This window comes from Lacrimispora sp., from assembly GCF_046972725.1.
Classification (GTDB): Bacteria; Bacillota; Clostridia; order Lachnospirales; family Lachnospiraceae; genus Lacrimispora.
In genome coordinates, this window is sequence record NZ_JBKVXF010000004.1 from 108,366 (window position 1) to 133,428 (window position 25,063).

11 protein-coding genes are annotated in these 25,063 nt (G+C 44.1%); 9 read left to right on the top strand and 2 right to left on the bottom strand.

Annotation, left to right across the window (positions count from 1 at the left end; genetic code table 11):
* The first annotated feature begins 6 nt into the window (after window positions 1–6).
* The 3 genes from ACLTWA_RS14545 (at window position 7) to ACLTWA_RS14555 (ending at window position 16,163) form a co-directional block, all read left to right on the top strand.
* On the top strand, window positions 7–14,085 hold the full coding sequence (locus ACLTWA_RS14545; protein ID WP_412328623.1) for a SpaA isopeptide-forming pilin-related protein: 14,079 nt from the start codon (window positions 7–9) through the stop codon (window positions 14,083–14,085).
* Between the two features lie 398 nt (window positions 14,086–14,483).
* Window positions 14,484–15,140: a class B sortase gene (locus ACLTWA_RS14550; RefSeq protein WP_412328624.1), complete on the top strand. Its 657-nt coding sequence runs from the start codon at window positions 14,484–14,486 to the stop codon at window positions 15,138–15,140.
* A 42-nt stretch (window positions 15,141–15,182) separates the two neighbouring features.
* On the top strand, window positions 15,183–16,163 hold the full coding sequence (locus ACLTWA_RS14555) for a Gfo/Idh/MocA family protein (protein ID WP_412328625.1): 981 nt from the start codon (window positions 15,183–15,185) through the stop codon (window positions 16,161–16,163).
* 79 nt (window positions 16,164–16,242) lie between these two features.
* On the opposite strand, the gene ACLTWA_RS14560 is transcribed toward ACLTWA_RS14555, so the two are convergent.
* Window positions 16,243–16,779: a glucan-binding protein gene (locus ACLTWA_RS14560; protein ID WP_412328626.1), complete on the bottom strand. Its 537-nt coding sequence runs from the start codon at window positions 16,777–16,779 to the stop codon at window positions 16,243–16,245.
* Between the two features lie 231 nt (window positions 16,780–17,010).
* On the opposite strand from ACLTWA_RS14560, the gene clpB reads away from it, so the two are divergent.
* Window positions 17,011–19,599 carry an ATP-dependent chaperone ClpB gene (gene clpB / locus ACLTWA_RS14565; protein WP_412328627.1) on the top strand — a complete coding sequence of 863 codons (2,589 nt, stop codon included), beginning with the start codon at window positions 17,011–17,013 and terminating at the stop codon, window positions 19,597–19,599.
* Between the two features lie 39 nt (window positions 19,600–19,638).
* Here clpB and ACLTWA_RS14570 read toward each other — a convergent pair whose 3' ends face one another.
* Window positions 19,639–20,646, bottom strand: coding sequence for an asparaginase (locus ACLTWA_RS14570; RefSeq protein ID WP_412328628.1), 1,008 nt, complete (start codon window positions 20,644–20,646; stop codon window positions 19,639–19,641).
* Window positions 20,647–20,777: 131 nt separating this feature from the next.
* Between ACLTWA_RS14570 and ACLTWA_RS14575 the strand changes: the two genes are divergently transcribed.
* The 5 genes from ACLTWA_RS14575 (at window position 20,778) to pheA (ending at window position 25,046) form a co-directional block, all read left to right on the top strand.
* Window positions 20,778–20,957 (top strand): DUF4250 domain-containing protein, encoded by a 180-nt coding sequence (locus ACLTWA_RS14575; protein ID WP_412328629.1) that lies wholly within the window; start codon window positions 20,778–20,780, stop codon window positions 20,955–20,957.
* A gap of 87 nt (window positions 20,958–21,044) precedes the next feature.
* On the top strand, window positions 21,045–22,556 hold the full coding sequence (gene cls / locus ACLTWA_RS14580; RefSeq protein WP_412328630.1) for a cardiolipin synthase: 1,512 nt from the start codon (window positions 21,045–21,047) through the stop codon (window positions 22,554–22,556).
* A 43-nt stretch (window positions 22,557–22,599) separates the two neighbouring features.
* Window positions 22,600–23,070, top strand: a complete 471-nt coding sequence (locus tag ACLTWA_RS14585) for a putative ABC transporter permease (RefSeq protein WP_412328631.1) — start codon at window positions 22,600–22,602, stop codon at window positions 23,068–23,070.
* Between the two features lie 54 nt (window positions 23,071–23,124).
* Window positions 23,125–23,904, top strand: coding sequence for a lysophospholipid acyltransferase family protein (locus ACLTWA_RS14590; protein WP_412328632.1), 780 nt, complete (start codon window positions 23,125–23,127; stop codon window positions 23,902–23,904).
* 5 nt (window positions 23,905–23,909) lie between these two features.
* On the top strand, window positions 23,910–25,046 hold the full coding sequence (gene pheA, locus ACLTWA_RS14595) for a prephenate dehydratase (protein ID WP_412328633.1): 1,137 nt from the start codon (window positions 23,910–23,912) through the stop codon (window positions 25,044–25,046).
* Window positions 25,047–25,063 lie beyond the last annotated feature (17 nt).

Here is a 25,063-nt window from a genome sequence, read left to right on the forward strand (position 1 = left end):
AAAAAAATGAAGAAACTGTTGCAAAAGATGGAGTTAAAGAGAAAAACTGCTGGTGTAATGGCTGTAATACTGGCAACTATGGCATTCCTGCCATACGTTCGATCAAATATGGTATCCTTTGCAGACTATGCACAACTAATCGAAGCGGTATCATTGCCTTCTTGGGATGCTGCTAGATACGAAGCAGATAACTTTAACAACTATAAGCCTACGGGATTAATGTATGAAAATAAGGTATTTCATCTTGGAAAACCAGTTAGTGAGGGGAATTTCCCGGCTGGAGCAAAACAATATTTGGTGGAGAATAAACAACACAGTAAGGGGGAGTATAAGGAGTTTGATAAGACCTTTCTTTATTGTGTACAAGGTCATGAGAGAAATACCATGATTCATTTGGGAAGCCAGGCTTTTTTTGATAATTACTGGTCACCAAATAATTTACCACCCCTATTCCCTAAAAAAATAGGTGATGAAAAAAGAGAGAAGTTTAACTTTCTTATGAACGTGTACGGCAGTTACATGGGTAAAAATGACAGCATAGAAGCTTGTAATGATGCCAATGCAGGAACGGCTAAATATATTGTTGCTTCTGTTATTAACTGGCTTGCTGCTGATGATTGTGCTTTTACTGGTACAGATTTTAAATCGGATTTAGACATATTCAAAAACAGCGCTAATTATAAGGCGGTGGTAAAACAAATGAACCCCAATGCAGTAGGAGATCGTTCTGTTTACAATCAGCTGTCTAGTACTCAAATACCAGAGGAATATAAAGCCAAAGGATGTAGGAACTGGGCAGAATGGATGTTTGGGCAGGTATGGGATGCTGCCACTATAACGAGAATGTTAGATGTGGATGCAGAAGAAACCATCTATCATGCCAAAATTGACCATGCCACCGATACTTACACTATAACCGTCCCTTATCCTAATGAAGCGGTAAAAGATTATTATCAAAGGTTTTCTGCAAAAGACCTTTATGGAGATTGGACATACAATGGTCCTACAGATGCGGGTCTTGTGTTTTCTTCTCAGTCAGGAGAAGTTCCTAGTGATGGAGCTGCAATCGGAATTCTTTACTGGTCAACTGCACAGCAAGGACTGGAACTGGCAAAAGATATCGGGTCCGCTCAGCTCGCAACTTTTAAATTCTACACACAAGATCCTGGAGATCCACGAGGAAGAGTTTATGCCTTTGATCGATCACAGACCTACTTCGTAGCGAAGCTTGATAAAGATTTAGAGGTACATGTCCGTCCCGGAACTCCACCAAACGGTGTAAAACGCTATAAACATACGGAAGCCTTTGGAGCCAATTATAACGTATCCCTATCGGACTTTGATTCTGAGACAGGCAAACCTCTGGCTGGTTCCCATTGGGACGTTTTAGAAAAGTTTGATGATTCTCAGCTTGATGATACAGATCTGGACCTTAATGATCCAGGAAGTTACTCCTCAAACCTTGGTTCCTTAACAGGAGCATCCTGGGAAGAGGATGAGGGAAGTGATGAGGATCGGATTTCTACAAATTACAGCGGAGATACTGGACTGAATGATTCCGAATCTAATCAATTTAATCAGGGGAATTCCTCTGGCTCTCAGTTTAAACGCTGGAGTGATCCTGACCAGGATGCCTGTTCTGCAGATGAACATATCACCAATGAAAACGGGGAACTTCACTACGTAGACTCCCTGGGGAAAATTGTAAATAAGAAGGCTCATTCCGATGCCAGAAGTTATAAGTATGAAAAAGGCTACTGTTCCGGCCATCCAGCTCCCGTCATTGAGTACGAAGAAGTTCCAGAGCCGGAGTATGACGAAGAAACCGGAGAGCAGACCAATGAGGATGCGATTGAAGCAGTAAAAGAGCGCAACCAGGAACTTCATGATACCAAATGGGCCGAGTGGCTAGCCGGAGTACAGGAGTGTGAGCGGTTAGTAGAAAAGGGTGGTTTCTTTCATGCCATTGACCCAACCGGAAAGACGCAAAAGGAATCCTTAGAAAAGGACCGGGATCAATTCTATAAGGATTTCATCTCCTTAACCTATGAATATTCCGCCAAAGAAACTACTCCTGCCCCAGGTTATGCCCTTCATGGGAACCATCCGGATGATATTCCGGTGGAATGGAGAACCGTAACATCAAGTGAGTATAAAAGCTATCAGTCTTCCGGCATGGATCACTCAAAAAGTGCAGAAGACGGACCGGACATGGAAACAGATTCTATAGCTCCTGACCCATCTATGGAACAGCACAAAGTTCCAATATCCAGACAGCAGCTTCTTATGGGATTTGGTGCATTGGATCAAGTAACTTTACTTGATCAGAACGAAGTTATCATTTCCAATGACACCCCTGAAGAGGAATTACCAGTAGAACATGGTACAGAGGTTCCACCGGAAGCAAGTGACGAGACACCATCGGAAACAGAAGCGGAAAGTCAGCCGGAAGCAGAGGAGGAAACACAGAAGGAAACTGAAGCAGAAGCATTGGCAGAATCCGAAGCAGAAATACCAGCAGAGACAGAAGCGGAGACTCCAAAAGAAACCAAAGCCGAAACACGGGAAGAAACCGAGGCCAAAACACTGGAAGAAACCAAAGCCGAAATACCGGAAGAATCTAAGGTTGAAACAACACCAGAAACAGTAAGTGAACATCCAACAGAAACCATTCCGGAAACACAGGTTCTGGAGATTCCAGAGCCTGTAAAAAAGAAAAAGGCAACCCCATCCCAGATAGATGCCATTAACGGAGGAATCACCTTTACCGGCTTTTTGGAAGGAGTCAAAAATAGCACTCAGTTTGTGACAAGCAAGGCCAAAGCCCTTTTCCGTTTATTGGATGATGAGGAGGAAAAAGGAGGGGGATCTTCCCTTTCTTCTCTTCCAGAATCTACGGAAACAAGCCGGATTTCTCCCTTAGATCCCACCATTCTGGACTGGACCTTTATCGTTTATGATCACCGGGTGGAAGGGGATATCCATATCAATAAGAAAGATAGGAACCTAAAAGCCGGGGAATCAGAAAATTATGATGCTTACGGTGATGCCCAGGGAGACGGAAGTTTAGAAGGAGCTGTTTACGGACTCTTCGCAGCCACCGATATCCCTCATCCGGACGGACATTCCGGTATCGTCTTTCAAAAGGGAGATCTGGTTTCTGTAGCATCTACAGACCGGAACGGAAAGGCAAGTTTTCTAACCATTACCCAGGCACCGGGACACACCTTTAATTATCAGACCGGAACCATTGAGAAAACACCAGGAGGCTTTGCGGATCGTGCTCCTGTCAATCTTTACACATCCATGGATAAGGCCATTGGAAAAGAAGCAGATATGGAACGGTTTGAGGGTCATACGTCCGATGGGGACCACATTTCCCTGACGGACAGCCGAAGTGAAACCGCTTCCGGATATCAAAAATTATCTTCCAACCAGGGACGGGACGGAACCGGAGAGAGCAGCCATGCTTACCCTATAGAAAACAATGAAGCATTAAACGGAAACGCCTGGATCGGCCGGCCGCTTATTGTAAACGGGGACGGGACCCAGTACTACATCAAGGAGCTGACCCGCCCGGAAGGGTATGAGCTTTCCGTGTACGGAAAGGATGCCGCCTTAAGCAACCGGGAAGCCTTTGAATCCGGAGGGAACCCGTCGGCAGAAGGAACGGTTTCAGCCGGGAGCCTGGAAGTGGACAAATTAAAAAAGAGCAATACATTTACAGTAAACAGCAGTGGAACCATCAACGGGTACCAGATCTATGCCCAGGGCAATCCAGAGGGAGCCACCTTCTATGTGACCAGAAGCCAGGTGGTGGAAGATCCAAAGGGAACCCATACGGAGTATGTTTCCAGAGAAGAAACGACCTTAGTAGAAGAAGCCGGAGCGAAAGTCATTATAAATGGTTCCAGCGTGGAAGCGAAAGCCGGGGATACGGTAACACTTCCCAATGGGGAAAGCGCCGTAGTAAACCAGGTTTCTGATCCGGAGTATGATTATACTTCTGTCCGTCCGGACAATGCCCTTCGCTATACCATTCCTACCTTTGAGGATAAGAAGAACACAGAGGATCTAATGGAAGATGCCAATGCAGCACTGAAAAAGGCTTCCTTTAAAGAACCGGATGAGGGTGCCCCATGGATATTGATTTCCCTGGAAGGAGAAACCTTTGAAGAACAGGCAAAGAGCCTGTATGAAGGAATGGAAAAAGCAGGGCTTTCTGTTTTTAACTGCTTGCGAGTGCAGGATATTACTGATGGAAAAGCGGTGGTCCGCTATTCCTACCGGGTAGGAGCTTCTGTATCCTCCGGTATTTACGACGAAGTAAATAAACATATTTATATAAAGAAATCTCTGGACTATAAGATCAATGGAAGTGAAGTCCCTGGCTATATCTATGTTCCTTATACTCTGGATCAGCTGGCTGATTACAAAGAAAATGGAAACGGATTCCTAACCTTTGCCAAGGTAAGGGCCGGAGAACTATCAAAGAAACAGGCAGTATTCCCGGAGGATCTATCGGCAATCACGATCACGGAAAGCCCGGAACGCACTTACTGGGTATACAGCCAGGGAGAACCGATCCGGAATAATGATGGCAGTATCAAGAAAATCATGGTGGAGGAAGAGAGACAGGTAGCTCCCGGATATGAGTTAAAGGATATCGATACACCTGTGACAGCTACATATGACGGAACGGGATATACCATAGAAGCCTCCGGAAGTGAGGGAACGGAGACCACGCAGTACCGGATCAAGTATAACAAGGAGCTGATGGAAGGGACCTATACCTCTCCCCAGGACTACGCAGCGTATTATGGAAATATTTCTGTCACACCAAAGATGGCCAGTGCAGGAAGCTACATAGAATCAGTGACGCTCCGGTATGACCGGACCCGGATCGATTCTGACGGTGGGACCAGGCAGACCCCGGTTCCCTTACTGGGACGGCCCATTATGCAGAAGGTAAAGATTACAAAGGATATTTCTATAACAGCGGATGGAACCTATGCAAACAATACCTATGCAAATACAGGCATTGAAGATCATTACACCAAACAAGGAGGTGGAACAGAAAATAACGCAAAGAATTTAAAGAACTTCCGGTTCAAAGCTTACCTAAAGTCCAACTTAGAACGGCTTTACCGGGCCGAAGATGGAAGTATTGTATGGCAGGACCGGAATGGAAATCCAGTGGATATCAAAGCCTACCGAAGGGCGTTTCCGGAAAAGGTGCAAAAGGTCTATACAAATGTCGACCATCAGACAGATCCCCTTTTAAAGGATTCCAATAAAGCAGCCATTGCAAACACGGAGCTTTATGGTTTTTCAAACGGCCTGATCCATGAAGAACAGAATAACGGTTATACGGCAGTCCTGGAAAAAACTACCCAAACCATCAAAGATAATGAGGGAAAGGAAATATCCGTCAGCCGTTACAACTATGAAAAGTTCTTTGATGCCATAAAAGTGGCCAATGAAGATCAGTGGGACCGGACAGACAATAAAAGCACGTCCTTCAAACCGTTTGCCTGGATAAAAAAACTTTTGTTTGGAACCGATGGAGAGGAAAGACAGTTTCCTGCAATCCATAACAATGCAGACATAAAAAACAATAGTAACACCTCTCCCAAAGCGGAAAACAATTCCCAGCGTTCGGATCATGTCCGCCAGTTTGCCATCACCTGGTATCTGGATGACGAGGTGGCGAAGCTGGTAAAGGAAAGTCCTTCCGGAGAAACGGAGAGTGCTGCAGGAAGTGAAGCGTATTCGGATGAGATTTATGATAAGGCATTGTCCGAAGCCATTAAAAAAGCAGAGAATTATTTAAAACCCTTCTTTAGCTATGACCTTGATGAGATCTACGCCATTGCCTGGGACAGCGAGGCAGAAGGCGGAAAAGACAAAGATACAACCACCCTAAGCGCCGTTCAGGAGGATGCAGAGGCCGGGTATTGTTACGGAGTATCAGAATATCTACCATACGGAACCTATGTGGTCGTAGAACAGCAGCCCTTTGACAAGGATTTAGGGGATCTTTTCAATAAGCATTACAAAACAGATGCCCCAAAAGAAATAGAACTTCCAGCCGTCTACGAGGGCGGAAAATCCGGATCAGACAAAACACCGGAGGAGTTGGCTGGTTATTACTGTTATAATGCAGCGGATACCGTTTCCAAGCTTTCTTCCAAATACCACATCCGATTTAATGAGGAATGGCCGGGAGAGCGTGGAGAGGACAAGCGAACGCATGTGATCCGGGCGCACAGCCGGTTAGGAGATTATGAGATTTTTCCTTATGGTCTGGACCTTCAGGCAATTTCCGGTTCCGCTCCTGGTGATCCTTCGGGAAAAGGACATTTTACCATCACGCAGGAGAAAAACGATCCGATGAAAGATTACTACAATACCATGATTGATCCTGCAGAAGAAGGAGGAAATCCGAATAACCATTACCTGGCTGATGATGGCAATGCCGGAAAGGCAGCCCCTAACGGTACCACCTATGAAACTGATGGAGTAGAAAAAATATACCACTATGGTTCCATATCGGAAGATAAACAGAGCTATGATCAGGTAGCATTTCCAGGAATAACAGGAGAAGTTTATAAGGATCATGTGACCGCCATGGAAGGGATGCAGACCGCTTATGATGGGAAATATGCCTCTATGCTGGTGCCCTGGTCAGTCACAGAACCAGCCAACGAACAGACGGATGCAGTTCAGAACCAAGATGGTACTTCAAGTTATAAAGGGTATGGTTATCGGAAATTTACAAATACCTTCTATACAAGCCGGTTGAGAATCGAAAAGCTGGATTCCGAGACTGGAGAAAATATCTTACATGACGGTGCCTTGTTTGCCCTGTATGCCGCTTCCAGAGAGGACGGAGAGACGACAGACGGTCTGGTAAAGTTCTATGAGACAGACACCCGGATCAAAGGTTCCAAGGAGTTTTTAACAGCCATGGGAGCAGAAAAAATCAGTAAAATTGGGAACACCTGGACAGGAATCGTTTCAGCCGGAACACCAATCTGTGAGGAAACAAAGCAAGTGATACTTGCAGATCAGGAAGGAAGAAGGACCGGACAGTTTGAAGCCTTTACCACCACCAGGGACGGCCTACAAGCAAAGGAAGACGATGATACAAGTACTGAAAATCAGGACCAGAACACCGGGTATCTAGTTACTCCGCAGCCCCTTGGAGCTGGAACCTATGTCCTATGCGAAATCAAGCCTCCGGCAGGCTATGTGAGAACAAAGCCGGTAGCCATTGAAATCTATTCCGATAAAACCACCTATTATCTTGACGGAAACCGGGATGAAAGAGTAGCCGCAGCTATCTATGAGAATCAAAGTGAAAATGGAACTATAAAAGAAGATACGGCCAGAGTATATGTAGCAAACACTCCCATCCGCTTAGAAGTATCAAAAATCAAGGATTCCGCTCAGACCGTTACCTATCACACAGAAACCAGAGTGGAAGGAACGGAACTGGAATTAAAGCAGAGGTACGGAGCTGAAAATCTGGAGTTTGCTTACAAGAACGGTACCTACTTAGGATATGGCTGGTTCAAAGGAACCTTAGAAACCCTTCAGGCCAGAAAAGAAGCCGGGGAGGATGTGGAGCCGGTTTACTTAAATGGGGTATTTGCCGGATATGGCCTCGTTTCCAGACCTCTGGATACAGCAGATGATCAGAACCGCTACGTTGTCGGTGCAAAGATGGCTCTCTACGATGCCATTGAGATCAAAGAAAACGGAGACAGCGGAGATTACGGATATGATGGCGTGGAAGTAATTAGGGACCGGAATAATAATGTCCAGTCCATGAAGGTAAAAAAGGGCTACGCTGGTAATACCGTAGAATTTATAAAAAAAGACGATCCGGAAGGAAGCCTTGCAGGAGGAACTGGAGAAGGCACCTGGACGTACCAGACCATTGACCGGGAAGACACAGACATCCTTTTCTATTCCCTGGCCAATCTTACGGTAATGGAAACTGGAACGGACGGAACTGTTTACGGCTATGACCGCAATGGAACTAAGGTCCAGGCAAAAAATAAGGAATCATTATTCCTCCTAAAAGCAGGAAAACCAGTCTTTGAGCTGACCGGAGGGGGGTTAACCACTATCCGCTACATAAAGGCAGACAAGCGCCTAGAACTTCCATCCGGTACAACACTTTATCACTTAGATGAAGACGGAAACCGGGATGCATATGTCAATCCGACCACAGGAATGGCCTACACCAAAGAGGGAGAAAAGCTCCTGGTATGGCCGGTAAAGCTATCAAAAAATAAAACTGGCGCTGTCATTGCCAGAGAAAAGATTAAAACCTACCGGATCGCTTCAATTAATGCAGATACGGACCAGGAATATACTACTGGCACGTATCAGGGTAAGGCCTTTATAAAGAGCATGAACCCGGTTTTAAACGGCCATGGCTTACCAGAGTATTATCAGAAATCCAATGAAACCTATAAAAAGGGAGATCCCATTTATGACATTGATGGAGATTATGTTCGATACCGGTATGATGATCTCTTAGATGCTTTCAATAAGGCCGCTTACCGGATCAATGATAAGGCCGGAAAAGGTGCCATTGGAAATGAAGAAGATACCACAGACGATCCGAAACTGTATCACCGTCAGGGCGATGCCTGGGTAATGGAAAATACCTGGATCACTGGAGAAAAGTGGCCGAACGATCCCTTCCAGGCGGAAGCCACAATAGGACAGGCCGATATGCTAAAGCGTGTGATTCCAGGAACTTACATCATGCAGGAGGAAAAGGCTCCTTCCGGTTATCAGAAAGGATTCCCCCAAGGAATTACCGTAGAGGAAACCAAAGAGGTACAAACCACCGGCATGGAAGATCCTAAGATCAAAGTAGAGATCACAAAGACCGATGCGGCCAGTCAGTACCGGATTCCTGTTATACCCGATGATGCGGGGTACGCTGTCAGTGACTATGAGGATGGCCTGGTTGTCACAGAACCAAAAGGATCTTACAGCTATAAGCAGATCACCGGGGCTCACTTGGCACTTTACAAAGCGAAGAGAGTTACCACTACGGACAGCAATACCTATCCAAAAGGTTATTACCTGGTCAAAGCAGAAGATAAACCGACAGAGTGGACCGTGGAGAATTCCACAGACAATGCACCGGTGCGGATTGTAGCTGACTGGATTACCGATGGAAAAGCCAAGTACTTTGAGGGAATACCGGCAGGAGATTACATATTAGAAGAATCTGAAGCAGCAAGCGGGTATGTAAGAACGTCTATGGAGATAACCGTAAAGCCGGCCGGTGGCGTTCAGACTATCAACGTAACCGATGATCACACAAAACTGGAGGTCTATAAGTACTTTTTAGACAGCAACGGAGTAAAAAAGCTTCTGCCAAACGATCATGCGGCTGGACTGGCCATATACAAAGCCAAAACAGACCAGGATGGAAACATTTTAACGGAAGGAGGAAAGCCCCAGTACGATGAGTCAAAGAAAGTAGATCAGTGGACCACCGACGATTTGAGCCAATACACGGAGCTGACAGAAAAGAGCAGCAAGCTTGCGGACCGCGTGAAAGGCTTCCTGGGTATTACCGATAACAAATCCAGTTTCCTTACCGATTTTGAAGCCGCTTACCGGGAAAAGGGAGAAGATCTCACCCATCTGACCTGGTACACCAAAGATGGAAAGCGGAGTGCAGAACGAACAGAGAGCATACCAACCGGAAAGGGAGAAAGCATCACCCAGACCTGGACCACCGATACCGGAGCTGCGATCCGGATCACTATTTACCGGAACGTGACAAACGGTGCTCTTGATTCCGACGGAAAACTGCCTTTAATCTTTGAATATCAGTTTAATTATAAGGAAAACAACGGCATAAAAGCCTATGACACCTTAGAGGGTATGCACCGCCTTGATTATCTGCCTCTGAATGCAGAAAGGGACGGGAAGAAGATCGGGGCTTATGTCCTGGTGGAAGAAAACGTCCCGGATGGATTTGAACCGGCCGATCCGAAAACTATAGTCATTACCGAAACCGGAGCTGTGCAGCGAGTCAGCTTACAAAATGAAGAGAAGTTCATCAATGTCTTAAAGGTAGTCACAGATGGAACCAATCAGTATGCAGCAGAAGGGGCAGAACTTGCCCTATACCGGGCCGATGAAGCCGGGAACCTTGTAAAGGACGAACCCCACCTTGTAGAGACCTGGATCTCCGGATCAGACGGACGTTACACCAAAGAAGACCAGTTTTATGACAAAGTCATAGAAGGGTTAAAGATTGGAGATTTAAAGCCCCACCGGATCAGCAAGGTGGCATACGGAACGTATTACCTTGTGGAAGTGACTCCACCGCCTTACATGCAGAAAGCAGATCCTGTGAAGATCGAGGTGGGAGCAGAAAAGATTCCGGTTTACCGGATTACCAATATCCCTACTATTGGAGCATTAGAAATCCATAAAAAAGCTTCTGATATCGATGAGGGATTAGAAAATGCCAGGTTTAAAGTAACCAACACAGATACGGGAACCATCTGGTACATGACAACCGGCACCGAAGGAAGGGCTGTATTGAAAGACCTTCCGGTCGGAGAGGTTCAGACAAATGGGACTATAAAACCCTATACCTACACCGTAGAAGAAATCTCTCCTCCTGATCTTTATCGGATTACCGGAAAAATGAAAAAGTTCCAGTTTGATGGAGCTGAGAATGGAAAGGAAGTGAAGTACGTTTATGAGGTTCTAGATGATCCTACAGAGATCCATTTCCAGAAAACGGACTTCAATACCGGTATAGCGGTAAAAGGAGCTGAAATTGCCGTTTATGAAGCGGCGGTAGTTGACGGAGAATATCAGAAGAATGGAGGAGCCATAGCAACCGTTCTTTCCGGGGCGGACGGATTTACTCTAAAGAAAAAACTAAAAGCAAGCCATGTTTATATCATGGAGGAGTTAAAGGCTCCAGCTGGATATGCGCTATCAAAGCCAGTGATCTTTACCGTCAATAAAGGAGGAACAGGTATCCAAAATGTATCCAATGATTTTAATGTATTAAAACTGGCCAGTGAAAACGGAGCCATTGAAGCGCTTACTGTGACCGGCAGGGTTCCGGTAAAGGTATATACCATTTTAAAAGATCTGGATACCGGCTATGAATTGCCAGCCCTAATAGGAACCGGAGAGAATCAAACCGTAAGCGCCATGGACGGAATTACCGAAGGTCATTTATATGAAATTACAGAGTATACCAGATATTCCGACGGAAGATCAGAAAAATCCTTTAAGGAAACCAGGCGGATCTACTTTGATGAAAATGGAACCTACACGTTACCTTCCAGGACGTACCTGGGAACCAGACAGGAATTAACGGACGGGGAAGGAAATACACTGGCAAGCTGGGCTGTCAATGAAGAAAACCACGAGTATACGATCCTGAATCCAGTTGTCAAAGATATACCAATAGCCAAAGTAACAAGCAGTATAGGAGCGGATTACGGAGCGGTAAAAGCAGGAAGTGTCATAAAATACTCGGTTATTTACACCAACCCCTACAACCACCCGGCAGATATTCGGGTCAAAGCGGCCCTGACAGATGGACTGGAATATTTAAGATCCACCAATTACGGAACGGAGCAGAACGGTATTATCACCTGGAACTTGACCAATGTTGCTGCCCATGAAAGTGGCACCGTGGAAGTGGTTGCAACCATAAATGGAGAGACAGGAACACAGGCGAAAGCATGGTTTGAAACAAAAGTAAATACCATATCAAAACGCACCGTACTGACAAATCCAATTGTACCGGACGGATCTATTACCATTGTAAATAAGCTGACTGGTACTGGAATACTCGGAAGTACGGGGCAAGCAGAAAGTCAAACCGATTCCTTCACTTATCATGTAAAGCTTGCAGATCAGAATGGAACTGTTTTGACCGGATACCAGGCATTTAAAGGTTCCATCGAGGGAAGGATCAAAGGAGAAGGAACCATTACCCTGATGGGAGAAGGAACCATAACTTTTGCCGGACTCCCTTACGGAACCAGATATGAAATAAGCCAGGAACCAGCAGATAATTATGAACTGGAAGGAGGGACCATAACCGGAGAAATACAAAAAGCATTACAGAGTGCCGTATTTATAAATAACCAGGATGACGAAGTGATCCGGGAACTTTTGACAGCAGGAGGAAGCTACCAGCTGACAGAAACCACGATTTACAGCGATAAAAGCAACGTTACCACCGGAATCTACCGGTTTTCCATTAACAGCTCCGGCATGATTGATAACATAGATATGGAAGATAAGCCAGTGAAACTGACCTTTGTAAAGGTTGACAGAGACACCAATCAAGTCCTGAACGGCGGTCATTACAGCCTGATTGATGAAAATAGTGGAGCAGTCCTTCATGAATTTACCGTAGAAAATGGTAAGCCAATAACAATCCCACCAGAACTTATTGCTCCAGGACAGAGATATATATTCCGGGAAGATCTCCCACCTGAAGGCTATGCCCTTGAAACGGAGATTCATTTTATCGCAGATGAAAGCGGGATTCCGGAAACTGTCATTATGGAGGATAAGCAGACAGAAGTAAGTATTATAAAAGCGGATGAAGAAACTGGAAAACTCCTAATCGGTGGGCGTTTTACAATCCGGGAAAAAGAAACCGGAAACGTTATAAAAACCTTTTCTCCGGAAGGAAAGCCGTATCAGTTAAAAGGAATTTTAATCGCAGGAAAAACTTATGAGGTGATGGAAGAGGAACCTCCGGCCGGTTATGCTTACGCTCCAATCGTAGAATTTACGGTACCAATGGAACCCCAGCCGATTACCGTGACCATGACGGATAAAATGACAGAGGTTTTAATAAAAAAGTATTTATATAGTGAATTAGAAAATACACCATTGGAAGCGAAAAAGCAAATGCCGGGAAACATTCTTCAAATATTAAATGAAGACAAGACCCCAGCAAAGGCAATCAGAAATTCCAAACATATCAACATTGGAAAAAAACTTATTTTTACAACATCTAATCAGTTTGAAGAGTTAAAAGGGCAGTTGATTGCCGGAAACAGTTATTGGCTTCGTGAGATACAGCCTGTAAACGGATACTCTTATTCGGAAGATGTGCCATTTACCGTCAGTCAGAATGGCAGCAGGGATATTGTAATTATGTTTAATCATCCGACACATGTGATATTGTCAAAAAAATCCATAACAGGCCAATTAGAACTTCCAGGCAATCATATGAGTGTAAGAAATAAGAACGGTTTTGTTGTAGAAGAATGGATTTCCACTGATCAGCCACATCAGATAATTGCTGGCCTGGTAGCTGGAGAAACCTATTATTTCTACGAAGAAAAACCAAAAAGCGGATATACATATGCAAAACCCGTTGCATTTACTGTAAAACGTAATAATGGTTCTTCCGTGATAGAGATGAGAAACGATATCACAAGAATAAATATATATAAAGTCGATGCAAATGGAAATATGCTGAAAGGAGCTGTATTAAGGATTTTAGATGAAGAAGGAAATGTAATAATAAAAGACTTTATAACCAGTGTGGAAGCGTTTCATATCAATGGGATACTGGATGCTGGAAAAAAGTATATTCTTCATGAGGTAAAGGCACCGGAAGGATATCTTTGCGCTCCCGATCTGGAATTTGTAGTCCCAAAAGAAGCAAAACAACTTCAAGTTTTTATGACGGACAGAAAGGTTCCTGGAACCAATGGAAATGAACCGGAACCAGTGCCAGAACCAATACCAATACCTGAACCTGACCAGCCTGAGGCTGAGATTAAAGTTGGGAGAATAACAGCAACATATGACAAGAATCCTTTTGACCCCGCATGGCTGGAGGTGATTTACGGAAAGATTAATGGAAAACGTGGAGAAAAGACCGGAGATGACTCTCCCATTGGATTTTGGCTTTTTGGAATATTGATTTGCCTTTCCGGTGCATTCATAACATTTAAAAGTGGAAAGTTTAAAACTCAAAGAAGGGATAGCGTTAATAAGAAAATGTCTATCAAAAAGAATCTTGATAAGGATCTATAAAATAGAATTAGTCTAAGAACCTTTAAGACATATAAGAAAGCTAAAAAGCTAAAAACCTAAAAACCTTTCAGGCAGGATTTCATATTTTAATAAAAGTATGATAATAAATGTCATGGAGAAACAAATAAAGAGAAGAGTAGATAAGAGAAGATAAGAAAACAAAAAAGCTAAAACCATAATCAAAACCAAAACCATAACCAAAACCAAAACGCAAAAGCAGAGAGGAGGTAAGAAAGCCTCAATAAATGAGTTCCTATTATAAGCGTTCTAAAGATCGTACTATTCAGAAAAAATTTAAACAAAATTTCTCAGTAATAAAAATATTTTTAATAATAATCTGGCTGTCAGGTGCATTCATATTTAGCTTTAAATTAGCCGGCCGTTATAGAACCTACCAGATGGCAGAACAGGAATATAAAGAATTAAATCAAAATATCTGGAAGGATCAAGATAAATCAAACCTTATCCTTCCCTCTTTTCTCCCAACAATTCCTCATACATCCCCTTACCTCCAACTAAAGAAAATCAACCCCGATTACCAGTTCTGGCTGACAATTCCCGGCACATCAATTCATTATCCCGTAGTGAGAAGCCCGCATCCCGGTTACTATCTAAATCACACCTTTCAGAGAACGGAAAATCCCAGTGGCAGTCTGTTCATTCAGGAGGACGCTCCCGTTCCAGGCCATGGAAATACCGTGATCTTTGGACATAATATGAAAGATAAAACCATGTTTTCAGATTTGAAAAAGTATAAAAGTGCAGAATATTATAAAGCTCATCCCATTATTTTTTTATATTATAAGGAAAGGTGGTATAAAGCAAAAATATTTTCCATCCAGTTCCGGCATGAAAGTGATTTGGATTGCTATGAAAAAGAGTTTAATAATCAAACACAAAAGCAGAAGTTTATTAATAACATGAAGGCTGCTTCCATTCACTCCATCACATATACACCCTCTGCTTCAGAGCCATTCATTACGCTGTCCACTTGTTATGGCCAAACCCAGAGAATGATTGTACAGGCTTCTGTCCTGTGCTATACTGATAATTAGTAATCGTTGTGAAAAATAAAGATAAATCAGGAGGTTTAAGCTATGGAAACAATAAAAATTGGTATTTTAGGAGCAGGTAGAATTGCGTCGGTGCTGGCAGATACAATGGTTAAGATGCCAAAAGTGGAACTGGTCGGAGTTGCTTCCAGAAGTTTTGATAAAGCTCAGGAATTTGCATCACGTTTCTCTGTCAAAAAGGCCTTCGGATCCTATGAAGAGCTGGTAAAAGATCCGGAGATACAACTAATCTATATTGCAACGCCCCATTCGGAACATTGCAGGAACGCAAAGCTGTGCCTGGAGAATGGAAAGCATGTTCTCTGTGAGAAATCATTTGCTGCCAATGCTTCCCAGGCAGAAGAGATGATTGCCCTGGCCAAAGAGAAAAGGCTTTTCATTACGGAAGCCATGTGGGTAAGGTATATGCCCATGGCAGAGACCATAAAAAAGGTTATAAATTCCGGTATAATCGGGGAACCTATGACACTCACTGCCAATCTCTGTTATCTGATCTCTGATAAGCCTCGTCTCGTTCAGCCGGAACTTGCAGGCGGTGCACTGCTTGACGTTGGCGTGTACACTCTGAATTTTGCATCTCTTATTTTCGGGGATGAGGTTACAGATATTAAATCCAGTGTGGTAAAGACCAATACCGGAGTGGATGCACAAAACAGCATCACTCTTACCTATCCGGGAGGAAAGATGGCCATACTTAACAGTTCTATACGTGTTATTTCTGACCGCCAGGGAATTGTTTATGGAACCAGGGGATATATGGTGGTTGAAAACATTAACAACTTTGAATCCATAAAGGTTTACAACACGGAGCGGAAAGTAATTGAAACCTATGAGAGGCCCCAACAGATCTCAGGCTATGAATATCAGATTGAAGCCAGTGCCGAAGCCATTGAAAAGTCACTGACAGAGTGCCCCCAGATGCCCCATAAGACAACACTGAATATTATGAACGTTATGGATGAGTTAAGGAGGCAGTGGGGGATTCGCTATCCGTTTGAGGTTTGAGAGAAGTCTTTGATTGCTTATCAGAATAAATGAACGGAGGAAACAGCAGAGGCTGCCGCTTCATATTATAAATTTGTTACTAACGTTCTTCGTTCATACGCCCGCATGAATCCACATAAGAGCCATCGATCATACGGTTAGTTGCCATAAGTCCGAGTACTCCGTCCTGATTCTGGTTAAAATAGTACCAGGAACCATCGATTTTGTGCCAGCCCGTGGACAGGATTCCAATGTGATTGGTGTAAAACCAGCCGCCATAATCAGGATCATTGATCCAGCCGGTTACCATGGAACCTTCCAAGGGCCCTTCTTCCCGGTTAAAATAATACCAATGGCTGTTTAAATATTTCCAGCCGGTGGCCATGTATCCATTATCCATAAAATAATAGGATTTCCCCTGATATTCTCCCCATGTTCCGGCTGGAGAACTGGAATTCCATTGATTTACGAAACGCCAGCCCACTTCGTCCTTTGTCCAGGATCCTGACAGATATACAGATTCATCCCTGGTATGTGCAAAGCTGACAGTGTGAAAGGAACCGGACACCAGGAACAGGAATAAAAACAACAGTGCAGCCAGTGAGCGAATTTGGAAACGGCGGTGAAAAGTATTCACAATAATGGTCACCTCCTTCATTAAGTCCATAGAATTTCTGAAATTTCTGATTCGATTATAAGTGATGGATTCATAAAATACAATGCGGGAAATAAAACTGTAAGGTTTTCGTCTGAAATCCGTTTAAAAATCATAATAAATCTCTTGACACATATAATGTGGTTTGTTATATTACATATAGAACAACGACTGCAATGTTTCTATATAGCCGGATAAAAGGAGGAAGCTATTATGAACATTAATAAATTTACACAAAAATCAATGGAAGCTGTCCAGAATTGTGAAAAACTTGCTTATGAATATGGAAATCAGCAGATCGAACAGGAGCACTTGCTTTATAGCCTTCTTACGATTGAAGACAGCCTGATTTTAAAGCTCATTACTAAGATGAACATACAAAAAGAGCAGTTTTTAAATGAAACCGTCCAGGCCATTCAGAAGCTGCCCAAAGTAAGCGGCGGACAGTTATACATCAGCAACGATTTGAATAAGGTATTGATCAGTGCGGAAGATGAAGCAAAGGGAATGGGAGATGAATATGTCTCTGTGGAGCACTTATTCCTTGCGATCATAAAGCAACCGTCAAGGCCGGTCAAAGAACTTCTCAGAACCTATGGAATAAACAGGGAAAACTTTTTAAAAGCACTTTCTACGGTACGCGGCAACCAGCGTGTGGTAAGTGACAACCCGGAAGCCACCTATGACACTTTGAATAAATATGGTTATGATATGGTGGAACGGGCCAGGGATCAAAAGCTGGATCCGGTTATCGGCAGAGACAGCGAGATCCGTAATGTAGTCCGAATTCTTTCAAGAAAGACAAAGAATAATCCGGTGCTCATCGGGGAGCCTGGGGTTGGTAAGACTGCAGTTGTGGAAGGTCTGGCCCAAAGGATTGTACGGGGAGACGTTCCGGAAGGCTTGAAGGACAAAAAGCTGTTTGCCCTTGATATGGGCTCCATGCTTGCGGGAGCCAAATACCGGGGAGAATTTGAAGAGCGTTTAAAGGCTGTCCTTGATGAAGTAAAAAAGAGCGACGGACAGATTATACTTTTTATTGACGAGCTTCATACCATTGTGGGAGCCGGTAAGACAGAAGGTTCCATGGATGCCGGAAACATGCTGAAGCCTATGCTGGCGAGAGGAGAGCTTCACTGTATTGGTGCCACTACCCTTGATGAATACCGCCAGTACGTAGAAAAAGACCCGGCACTGGAGCGGCGTTTCCAGCCGGTTATGGTGGATGAACCGACGGTGGAAGATACCATTTCCATTTTAAGGGGATTGAAGGAACGGTATGAGGTTTACCATGGAGTAAAAATCACCGACTCTGCTCTGGTTTCAGCGGCTACCCTGTCTGACCGCTATATTAGTGATCGGTTTTTACCGGATAAGGCGATAGACCTGGTGGATGAAGCCTGTGCCATGATTAAGACAGAGCTTGATTCTATGCCGGCAGAGCTGGATCAGCTTTCCAGAAGAATTATGCAGATGGAAATTGAAGAGGCAGCCCTTAAAAAAGAAACGGACCATTTGAGCCAGGACCGTTTGGCAGAATTACAGAAAGAACTGGCAGAGCTGCATGACGAATTTGCCGCACAGAAAGCCCAGTGGGAAAACGAAAAGGCATCCGTGGACCGGTTGTCCTCTTTAAGAGAAGAAATCGAGAACTTAAACCGGGAAATTCAGGATGCTCAGCAGAAATACGATTTAAACCGTGCGGCAGAGCTGCAGTACGGAAAGCTTCCTCAGCTTCAGAAAGCACTGGAAGAGGAAGAAGAACGGGTGAAGAACCAGGATTTAAGTCTGGTTCATGAAAGCGTAACAGAGGAAGAAATTTCAAAGATTGTTTCCAAATGGACTGGAATTCCCGTATCCCGTTTGACAGAAAGTGAGAGGAACAAAACGCTTCATCTGGATGAAGAGCTTCATAAACGGGTCATTGGACAGGATGAGGCAGTGCTAAAAGTAACAGAAGCCATCATTCGTTCCAAAGCAGGAATCAAAGATCCTACAAAGCCCATCGGTTCCTTCCTGTTCTTAGGCCCTACCGGTGTAGGTAAAACAGAGCTTGCCAAAACATTGGCCCAAAGCCTGTTTGATGATGAAAATAACATTGTAAGAATTGATATGAGTGAGTATATGGAAAAGCATTCGGTATCCCGTCTGATCGGAGCGCCTCCTGGATATGTGGGGTATGACGAAGGCGGCCAGCTTACTGAAGCGGTTCGGAGAAAACCTTACTCTGTAGTTTTATTTGATGAAGTGGAAAAAGCCCATCCGGATGTATTTAATGTACTTCTTCAGGTGCTTGATGATGGACGTGTCACAGATTCCACAGGCAAAACCGTGGACTTTAAAAACACCATTATTATCATGACTTCAAATATTGGTTCCCAGTTCCTGCTTACGGGCATTGACCAGAATGGAGAGATCAGGGAAGATGCAAAAGCAATGGTCATGGATGATTTGAGAAACCATTTCCGGCCCGAATTTTTAAACCGTCTGGATGAAATCATTCTGTTCAAACCGTTGAACAAGGATAATATTGCAGGAATCATCGATCTATTAATGACCGATTTAAACAAACGGCTGCTGGAGCGTGAAATAAAGATAGAACTGACTGATTCTGCAAAAGATATGATTGCAGACCGGGGATATGACCCGGCATATGGAGCCCGTCCGTTAAAACGGTATTTGCAGAAGCATGTGGAAACCCTGGCAGCTAAAATCATACTTGGTGATGAGGTGCGGGCAGGGAATGAGATTGTCATCGATGTGTCTGAAGACGGCCGTCAGCTAATTGCTTATCTGGAATAAAAGAATGTGCCCGGAGCCGGGCACATTCTTTTATTCTCTCTATGAAACACTCCAAAGAATATCCCGGTTAATTGTATGATAGAACAGTTTCCGGATCTTTTTTGGGTCTTTCGTCTGTCCAAGAATCCACATCAGCTTTGTAACCGTAGCTTCCAGTGTCATATCATAAGCTTCTAACAGGCCGAATTCCTTTTTTATGGTATGCCCTACTTCATAAACAGACATATTACTGCCCTCATTGGTTACCTGGGTGGTCATGACGACGGTTTTGCCGAGAGAGATCCATTTTTCAATGGCTTTATAAAAGTCTCCGGAATCGTAGGAGGGCAGGCCTCCCACCCCAAAGGATTCAATAATGACGGCATCATAATGTTCTGCCATATAGTCGAGGGTTTCGGCGCCCATGGAAGGGATCAGCTTCATCAGAGCAACATGGGGATTTAAATCATGAAAAAATTGTGGCTCTTTGGAGTATGATTTTTTATCATCCAGATAAAATATAACATAGCCATCCTGTATAGTCGCAATATACGGAAAATTAATGCTTGAAAAAGCATTATAGCTTTTTGTCCGGACTTTTTTTCCTCTGGTGCCTGCAATGGCTTTTCCGTCAAAAACAATAGTAACACCGTGTGAGCGGTCATCGCTGGCAAAGCGGAGACTGTCGAATAAGTTGATGCGCGCGTCCGTATTCTCCATGTCGATAGGTTTTTGAGCACCGGTTATGACAATGGGTTTTCGCGAATTTTGAATGAGATAAGATAAGGCAGCAGCCGTATAGGCCATGGTATCTGTGCCATGACAGATGACAAAACCATCGTACTCCCCATAATGGTCCTCAATGGCTTTGGCGATGATGAGCCAGTGCTTTGGCTGCATGTTGGTGCTGTCAATATTTAAAATCTGCAAGCTGTCCGCTTTGCAGAACTTTTTCGCATCCGGAACATAGGAAAGCAGTTCGTTAGAGGTCAGGAGCGGTTTTAATCCGGAATCGCCCCTTTTACAGGCAATGGTACCGCCTGTGCCCAGCATTAGTATTTTTTTCATATGAGAGTACCTCCTGAAAGATTCTGAAATTGATTGTAGCATTTCTTTTTCCGTTCGTACAGGCCATTTGTTGAAAATAATGGATAACTATGCTAAAATCATATAGAATGAAAGAAGCAGGAGGGAAGACAATGACTCAGGTACCAAAGGATCCAATGATATTATTAAGCTATATGAATACACAATTAAGAGATTTTTATCCCTCGCTGGAAGAATGCTGCAAAAGTCTGGGAATTCAGGAAGAGGAAGTTACAACCACCCTGGCTTCCATTGACTATCGCTATGACAGAGAGAAAAATCAATTTATATAAGTAAGGACATTCCCTGAATGGGAAAGGCAAAGGGTCGTCGCTTATGCGGTGGCCCTTTTTGCAAAAAAGAATGCAGGAGGGATATTCATGCAAACGGTTTGGGTACAGATATTGGAAGTGTGGAAATGGTTAATGACTCATCTGATCTATATCAATCTGATTCTTTCCATCATCATTGTATTTTTTCAGCGGCGGGATCCCAAAGCGGTCTGGACCTGGCTGCTGGCTTTGTACTTTATACCGGTATTCGGAATTTTATTTTACCTTCTTCTGGGGCAGGATATGCGCAAGAATAAGATGTTCCGGGTAAAGGAAATTGAAGACCGTATGCGCTATTCCATTAAAAACCAGGAAGAGTTTTTAAGAAGCAATGATATGAGCCTGGTGAGCTCTTTATCCAGGGATTATGCGGATTTAGTACTCTATAATCTGGAAACCTCAGGTTCAGTCCTGACGGTTGACAATGAGGTCACTATTTTCACGGATGGAGAGGACAAATTCCGTGATTTGAGGAATGAATTAGCAAAGGCGGCTCATTTCATTCATTTCCAGTATTATATTATAAAGGATGATGAACTTTTTGATTCCATAATTCCCATTCTGACGGAACGGGCAAGGGCAGGAGTGGAGGTCCGGATTCTCTGTGACGGTATGGGAGGACGGTTTATGCCCAGATCCAAGTGGAAGCTGTTAAAGGAAAGCGGAGTAAAGGTAGGCATCTTTTTTCCGCCCATTATGGGGCGGCTTCAGCTTCGTGTAAATTACAGAAACCACAGAAAGATCGTGATCATTGATAACCGGGTGGGTTATGTGGGCGGCTTTAATATTGGAAGGGAATATATATCAAAAGATCCCAAGTTTGGATATTGGAGAGATACCCATCTGAAATTGACGGGAGGATCGGTGTTAAGCCTTCAGATCCGGTTTGCTCTGGACTGGAATTATGCAGCAGGAGAAAATCTTTTCAAGCATATGAAGTATTTCTGTGAAAATGATGACGGAACCTGCCTGGAGTCCATGGGTGTCGTTGATATGAATAGAAAGGAAAAGAAGCTTGGAATACAGATCATAGCCAGCGGTCCGGATGCAGGAAACAAACAGATTCGGGATAATTATCTCCGGCTGTTTTCCAAAGCAAGGCATCATATCTATATCCAGACCCCCTATTTTGTTCCGGATGATGCCGTCCTTTCCACTTTGCGGTTAGCCGCCCGTTCCGGTGTGGATGTGCGGCTGATGATCCCGTGCAAACCGGACCATCCCTTTGTTTACTGGGCGTCCTATTCCTATGTAGGGGACCTGCTTTCCGCCGGCGCCAGATGCTATACCTATGAGAATGGTTTTCTTCACGCAAAAGGGGTGATGACAGACGGAAAGGTCAGCTCCTATGGAACAGCCAACATGGATATCCGCAGCTTTGAACTTAATTTTGAAGTCAATGCAGTGATTTATGATGAGGAAACCACACAAAAGCTGGAAGCACTGTTCTTAAAGGATTTAGAGGTATGCAAAGAGATCACGCCGGAAATTTATGAAAGACGCAGCATCTTTATCCGAATCAAGGAACAGGGAAGCAGACTGCTTTCTCCTCTTTTATAGAATTCTTTACAGCAAAACATAATTTCATAAGTTCCGGCGCATAATGAAAATTATGAAGACACTTACACAAATCGATTTAAAACAATTACCCATGAACTTCTGCAAATGCGGAGTGACAGGCTGGTGCCTGGAGGTTATTTTCACCTCAACGGAATCCATCTTGCGTCATGACTGGCGGCTGATGGGGCAGACCTCTCTCTTGATGTTCCCGATCTATGGATGCGGAGCATTGCTTGGGCCTATCGGGCATTTGATTGACCAATGGGTAAGCCCTGGGCAAAGGCTTGCAGCAAGGCCGGGAGAGCTTGCCATCAGGCATGGATTCCTCTATATGGTTCTTATTTTTGTGGCAGAATACATTTTTGGAGCGCTGCTTACGATCACCGGAATGTGTCCCTGGGATTACTCCGGGCGCAGTACCAATATCGACGGGCTGATCCGTCTGGATTTTGCACCGCTGTGGTTTGCCACGGGACTGTTGTTTGAACAAATTACAAAAAAGAGAGGAAGGTAGTATTGTAATTAAAGTCCCCATTTTATATAATAGATAAAATGGAGGGCGAGAACAATGATACGTATTATTCTGGTAGCAGCAACAGTCATTTTATTTTTGATTTTTAGCATTCCGGTCCTCATTTTTGAGTGGCTGACTGGGAAAAAGGACCGCCATCTGCGGGATATGCAGAGCATTGCGGTGGTGAGAGGGGTTTTCCGGATACTCCTGTTCTTTGCCGGAGTAAAGGTCACGGTAAAGGGAAAAGAGAATATTCCGGCTGATCGTGCCGTTCTCTACGTGGGAAATCACAGAAGTTATTTTGATATCCTGGTGGGCTATGTAACGGTTCCAGGACTAATGGGATTCGTAGCCAAAAAAGAGATGGAAAAGATTCCTCTGCTTTCCACCTGGATGAAATTTGTCAACTGCCTGTTTTTGGACCGTAAGAATCTAAAGGAAGGCTTAAAGACCATTCTCACAGGCATCGAACAGGTGAAAAGCGGTGTCTCCGTATGGATATTTCCGGAAGGAACCAGGAATAAGAATGAGAATCCTCTGGACCTTCTTCCCTTTAAGGAAGGAAGTCTTAAAATTGCAGAAAAAAGCGGCTGTCCAGTGGTTCCGGTAGCCATGACAGGTACTGCGGAGGTTTTTGAACAGCATTTGCCGTTTATCCGGCCATCCCATGTGACCATTGAATTCGGTAAGCCATTTTACCCAAAGGAATTAGAGCCGGAGTTACGTAAATTCCCGGGAGCATATGCAGAAAATCAGATTAAGACCATGCTGGTAAGGCAGCTGGGTCTTAATGAGGACCAGACGGAATCACACAAACAGATAAAGGGAAGATAAGACCTATGAAGACATTAGATTTAGAAGAAATCAGAAAGCAGCTTGACGGAATCGACCGTGAATTGGTTGCTCTCTTTGAAACACGCATGGAGCTGTGCAGGGAAGTGGCCGAATATAAGATCGGTACCGGGAAACCGGTTTACGACGGAGAAAGAGAACAGCAGAAAATCGATGCAGTGACCGGTATGGTGGAAGGAGAATTCTTAAAGCAGGCGGTAAAGGAACTGTTTACCCAGATCATGACCATCAGCCGGAACTATCAGTACAGACAGATGGCAGAATCCGGCTTTCAGGCAGAACATACTTTTCGACCCGTTAAGAGTCTTGCTCTTTCGGGAGTGCGGGTTGCCTACCAGGGGGTGGAAGGTGCTTACAGCCACGGCGCAGCCTTAAAGTATTTTGGACAGGAAGCCAGCCTGTATCATGTAGCCACCTGGGATGATGCCATGAAGGAAGTGGAGGAAGGAAGAGCAGACTATGCAGTGCTTCCCATTGAAAATTCCTCGGCAGGTGCTGTAACGGATAATTATGACCTTCTGATGAAATATCATAATTACATCGTAGCCGAAACCTTTTTAACCGTAAACCATGCTCTTTTGGGACTTCCGGATGCCCGGACAGAAGATATACGGACCGTATTTTCCCATCCCCAGGCCCTGATGCAGTGTTCAGAATTTCTAAATGCCAACCGGCAATGGAAGCAGATCAGTGTTGAAAATACAGCAGTGGCGGCAAAAAAGGTCCTTGAAGAAGGCGATGCCACCCAGGCTGCGGTAGCCAGTGAGATTGCCGGGGAGCTTTATGGTCTTAAGGTTTTAAGTTCATCCATTAATCATAACAAGAACAATACGACCCGTTTCATCATTCTTTCCAAAGAAGCGGTATACCGGGAGGAAGCAGAAAAGATAAGCTTAAGCTTTGAACTGCCTCATAAAAGCGGGTCCCTTTATAACCTGTTGAGCAATTTTATTTACAATGGTGTCAACATGTTCATGATCGAGTCCAGACCCATTCCGGGAAGAAACTGGGAATACCGGTTCTTTGTTGATATCGAAGGGAATTTAAGCCAGGCGTCCATTCAGAATGCCTTAAAGGGAATCTCTGAGGAAGGCCGCAATATGAGGATTTTAGGAAATTATTAAGTCTTTTTCATAAGTTC

Excerpts from the sequence above, each read along its gene's own strand:
- ACLTWA_RS14545 (WP_412328623.1), top strand. The coding sequence starts at position 7 with ATGAAGAAACTGTTGCAAAAGATGGAGTTAAAGAGAAAAACTGCTGGT.
- ACLTWA_RS14550 (WP_412328624.1), top strand. The coding sequence starts at position 14,484 with ATGGCAGAACAGGAATATAAAGAATTAAATCAAAATATCTGGAAGGAT.
- ACLTWA_RS14555 (WP_412328625.1), top strand. The coding sequence starts at position 15,183 with ATGGAAACAATAAAAATTGGTATTTTAGGAGCAGGTAGAATTGCGTCG.
- clpB (WP_412328627.1), top strand. The coding sequence starts at position 17,011 with ATGAACATTAATAAATTTACACAAAAATCAATGGAAGCTGTCCAGAAT.
- ACLTWA_RS14570 (WP_412328628.1), bottom strand. The coding sequence starts at position 20,646 with ATGAAAAAAATACTAATGCTGGGCACAGGCGGTACCATTGCCTGTAAA.
- ACLTWA_RS14575 (WP_412328629.1), top strand. The coding sequence starts at position 20,778 with ATGACTCAGGTACCAAAGGATCCAATGATATTATTAAGCTATATGAAT.
- cls (WP_412328630.1), top strand. The coding sequence starts at position 21,045 with ATGCAAACGGTTTGGGTACAGATATTGGAAGTGTGGAAATGGTTAATG.
- ACLTWA_RS14585 (WP_412328631.1), top strand. The coding sequence starts at position 22,600 with ATGAAAATTATGAAGACACTTACACAAATCGATTTAAAACAATTACCC.
- ACLTWA_RS14590 (WP_412328632.1), top strand. The coding sequence starts at position 23,125 with ATGATACGTATTATTCTGGTAGCAGCAACAGTCATTTTATTTTTGATT.
- pheA (WP_412328633.1), top strand. The coding sequence starts at position 23,910 with ATGAAGACATTAGATTTAGAAGAAATCAGAAAGCAGCTTGACGGAATC.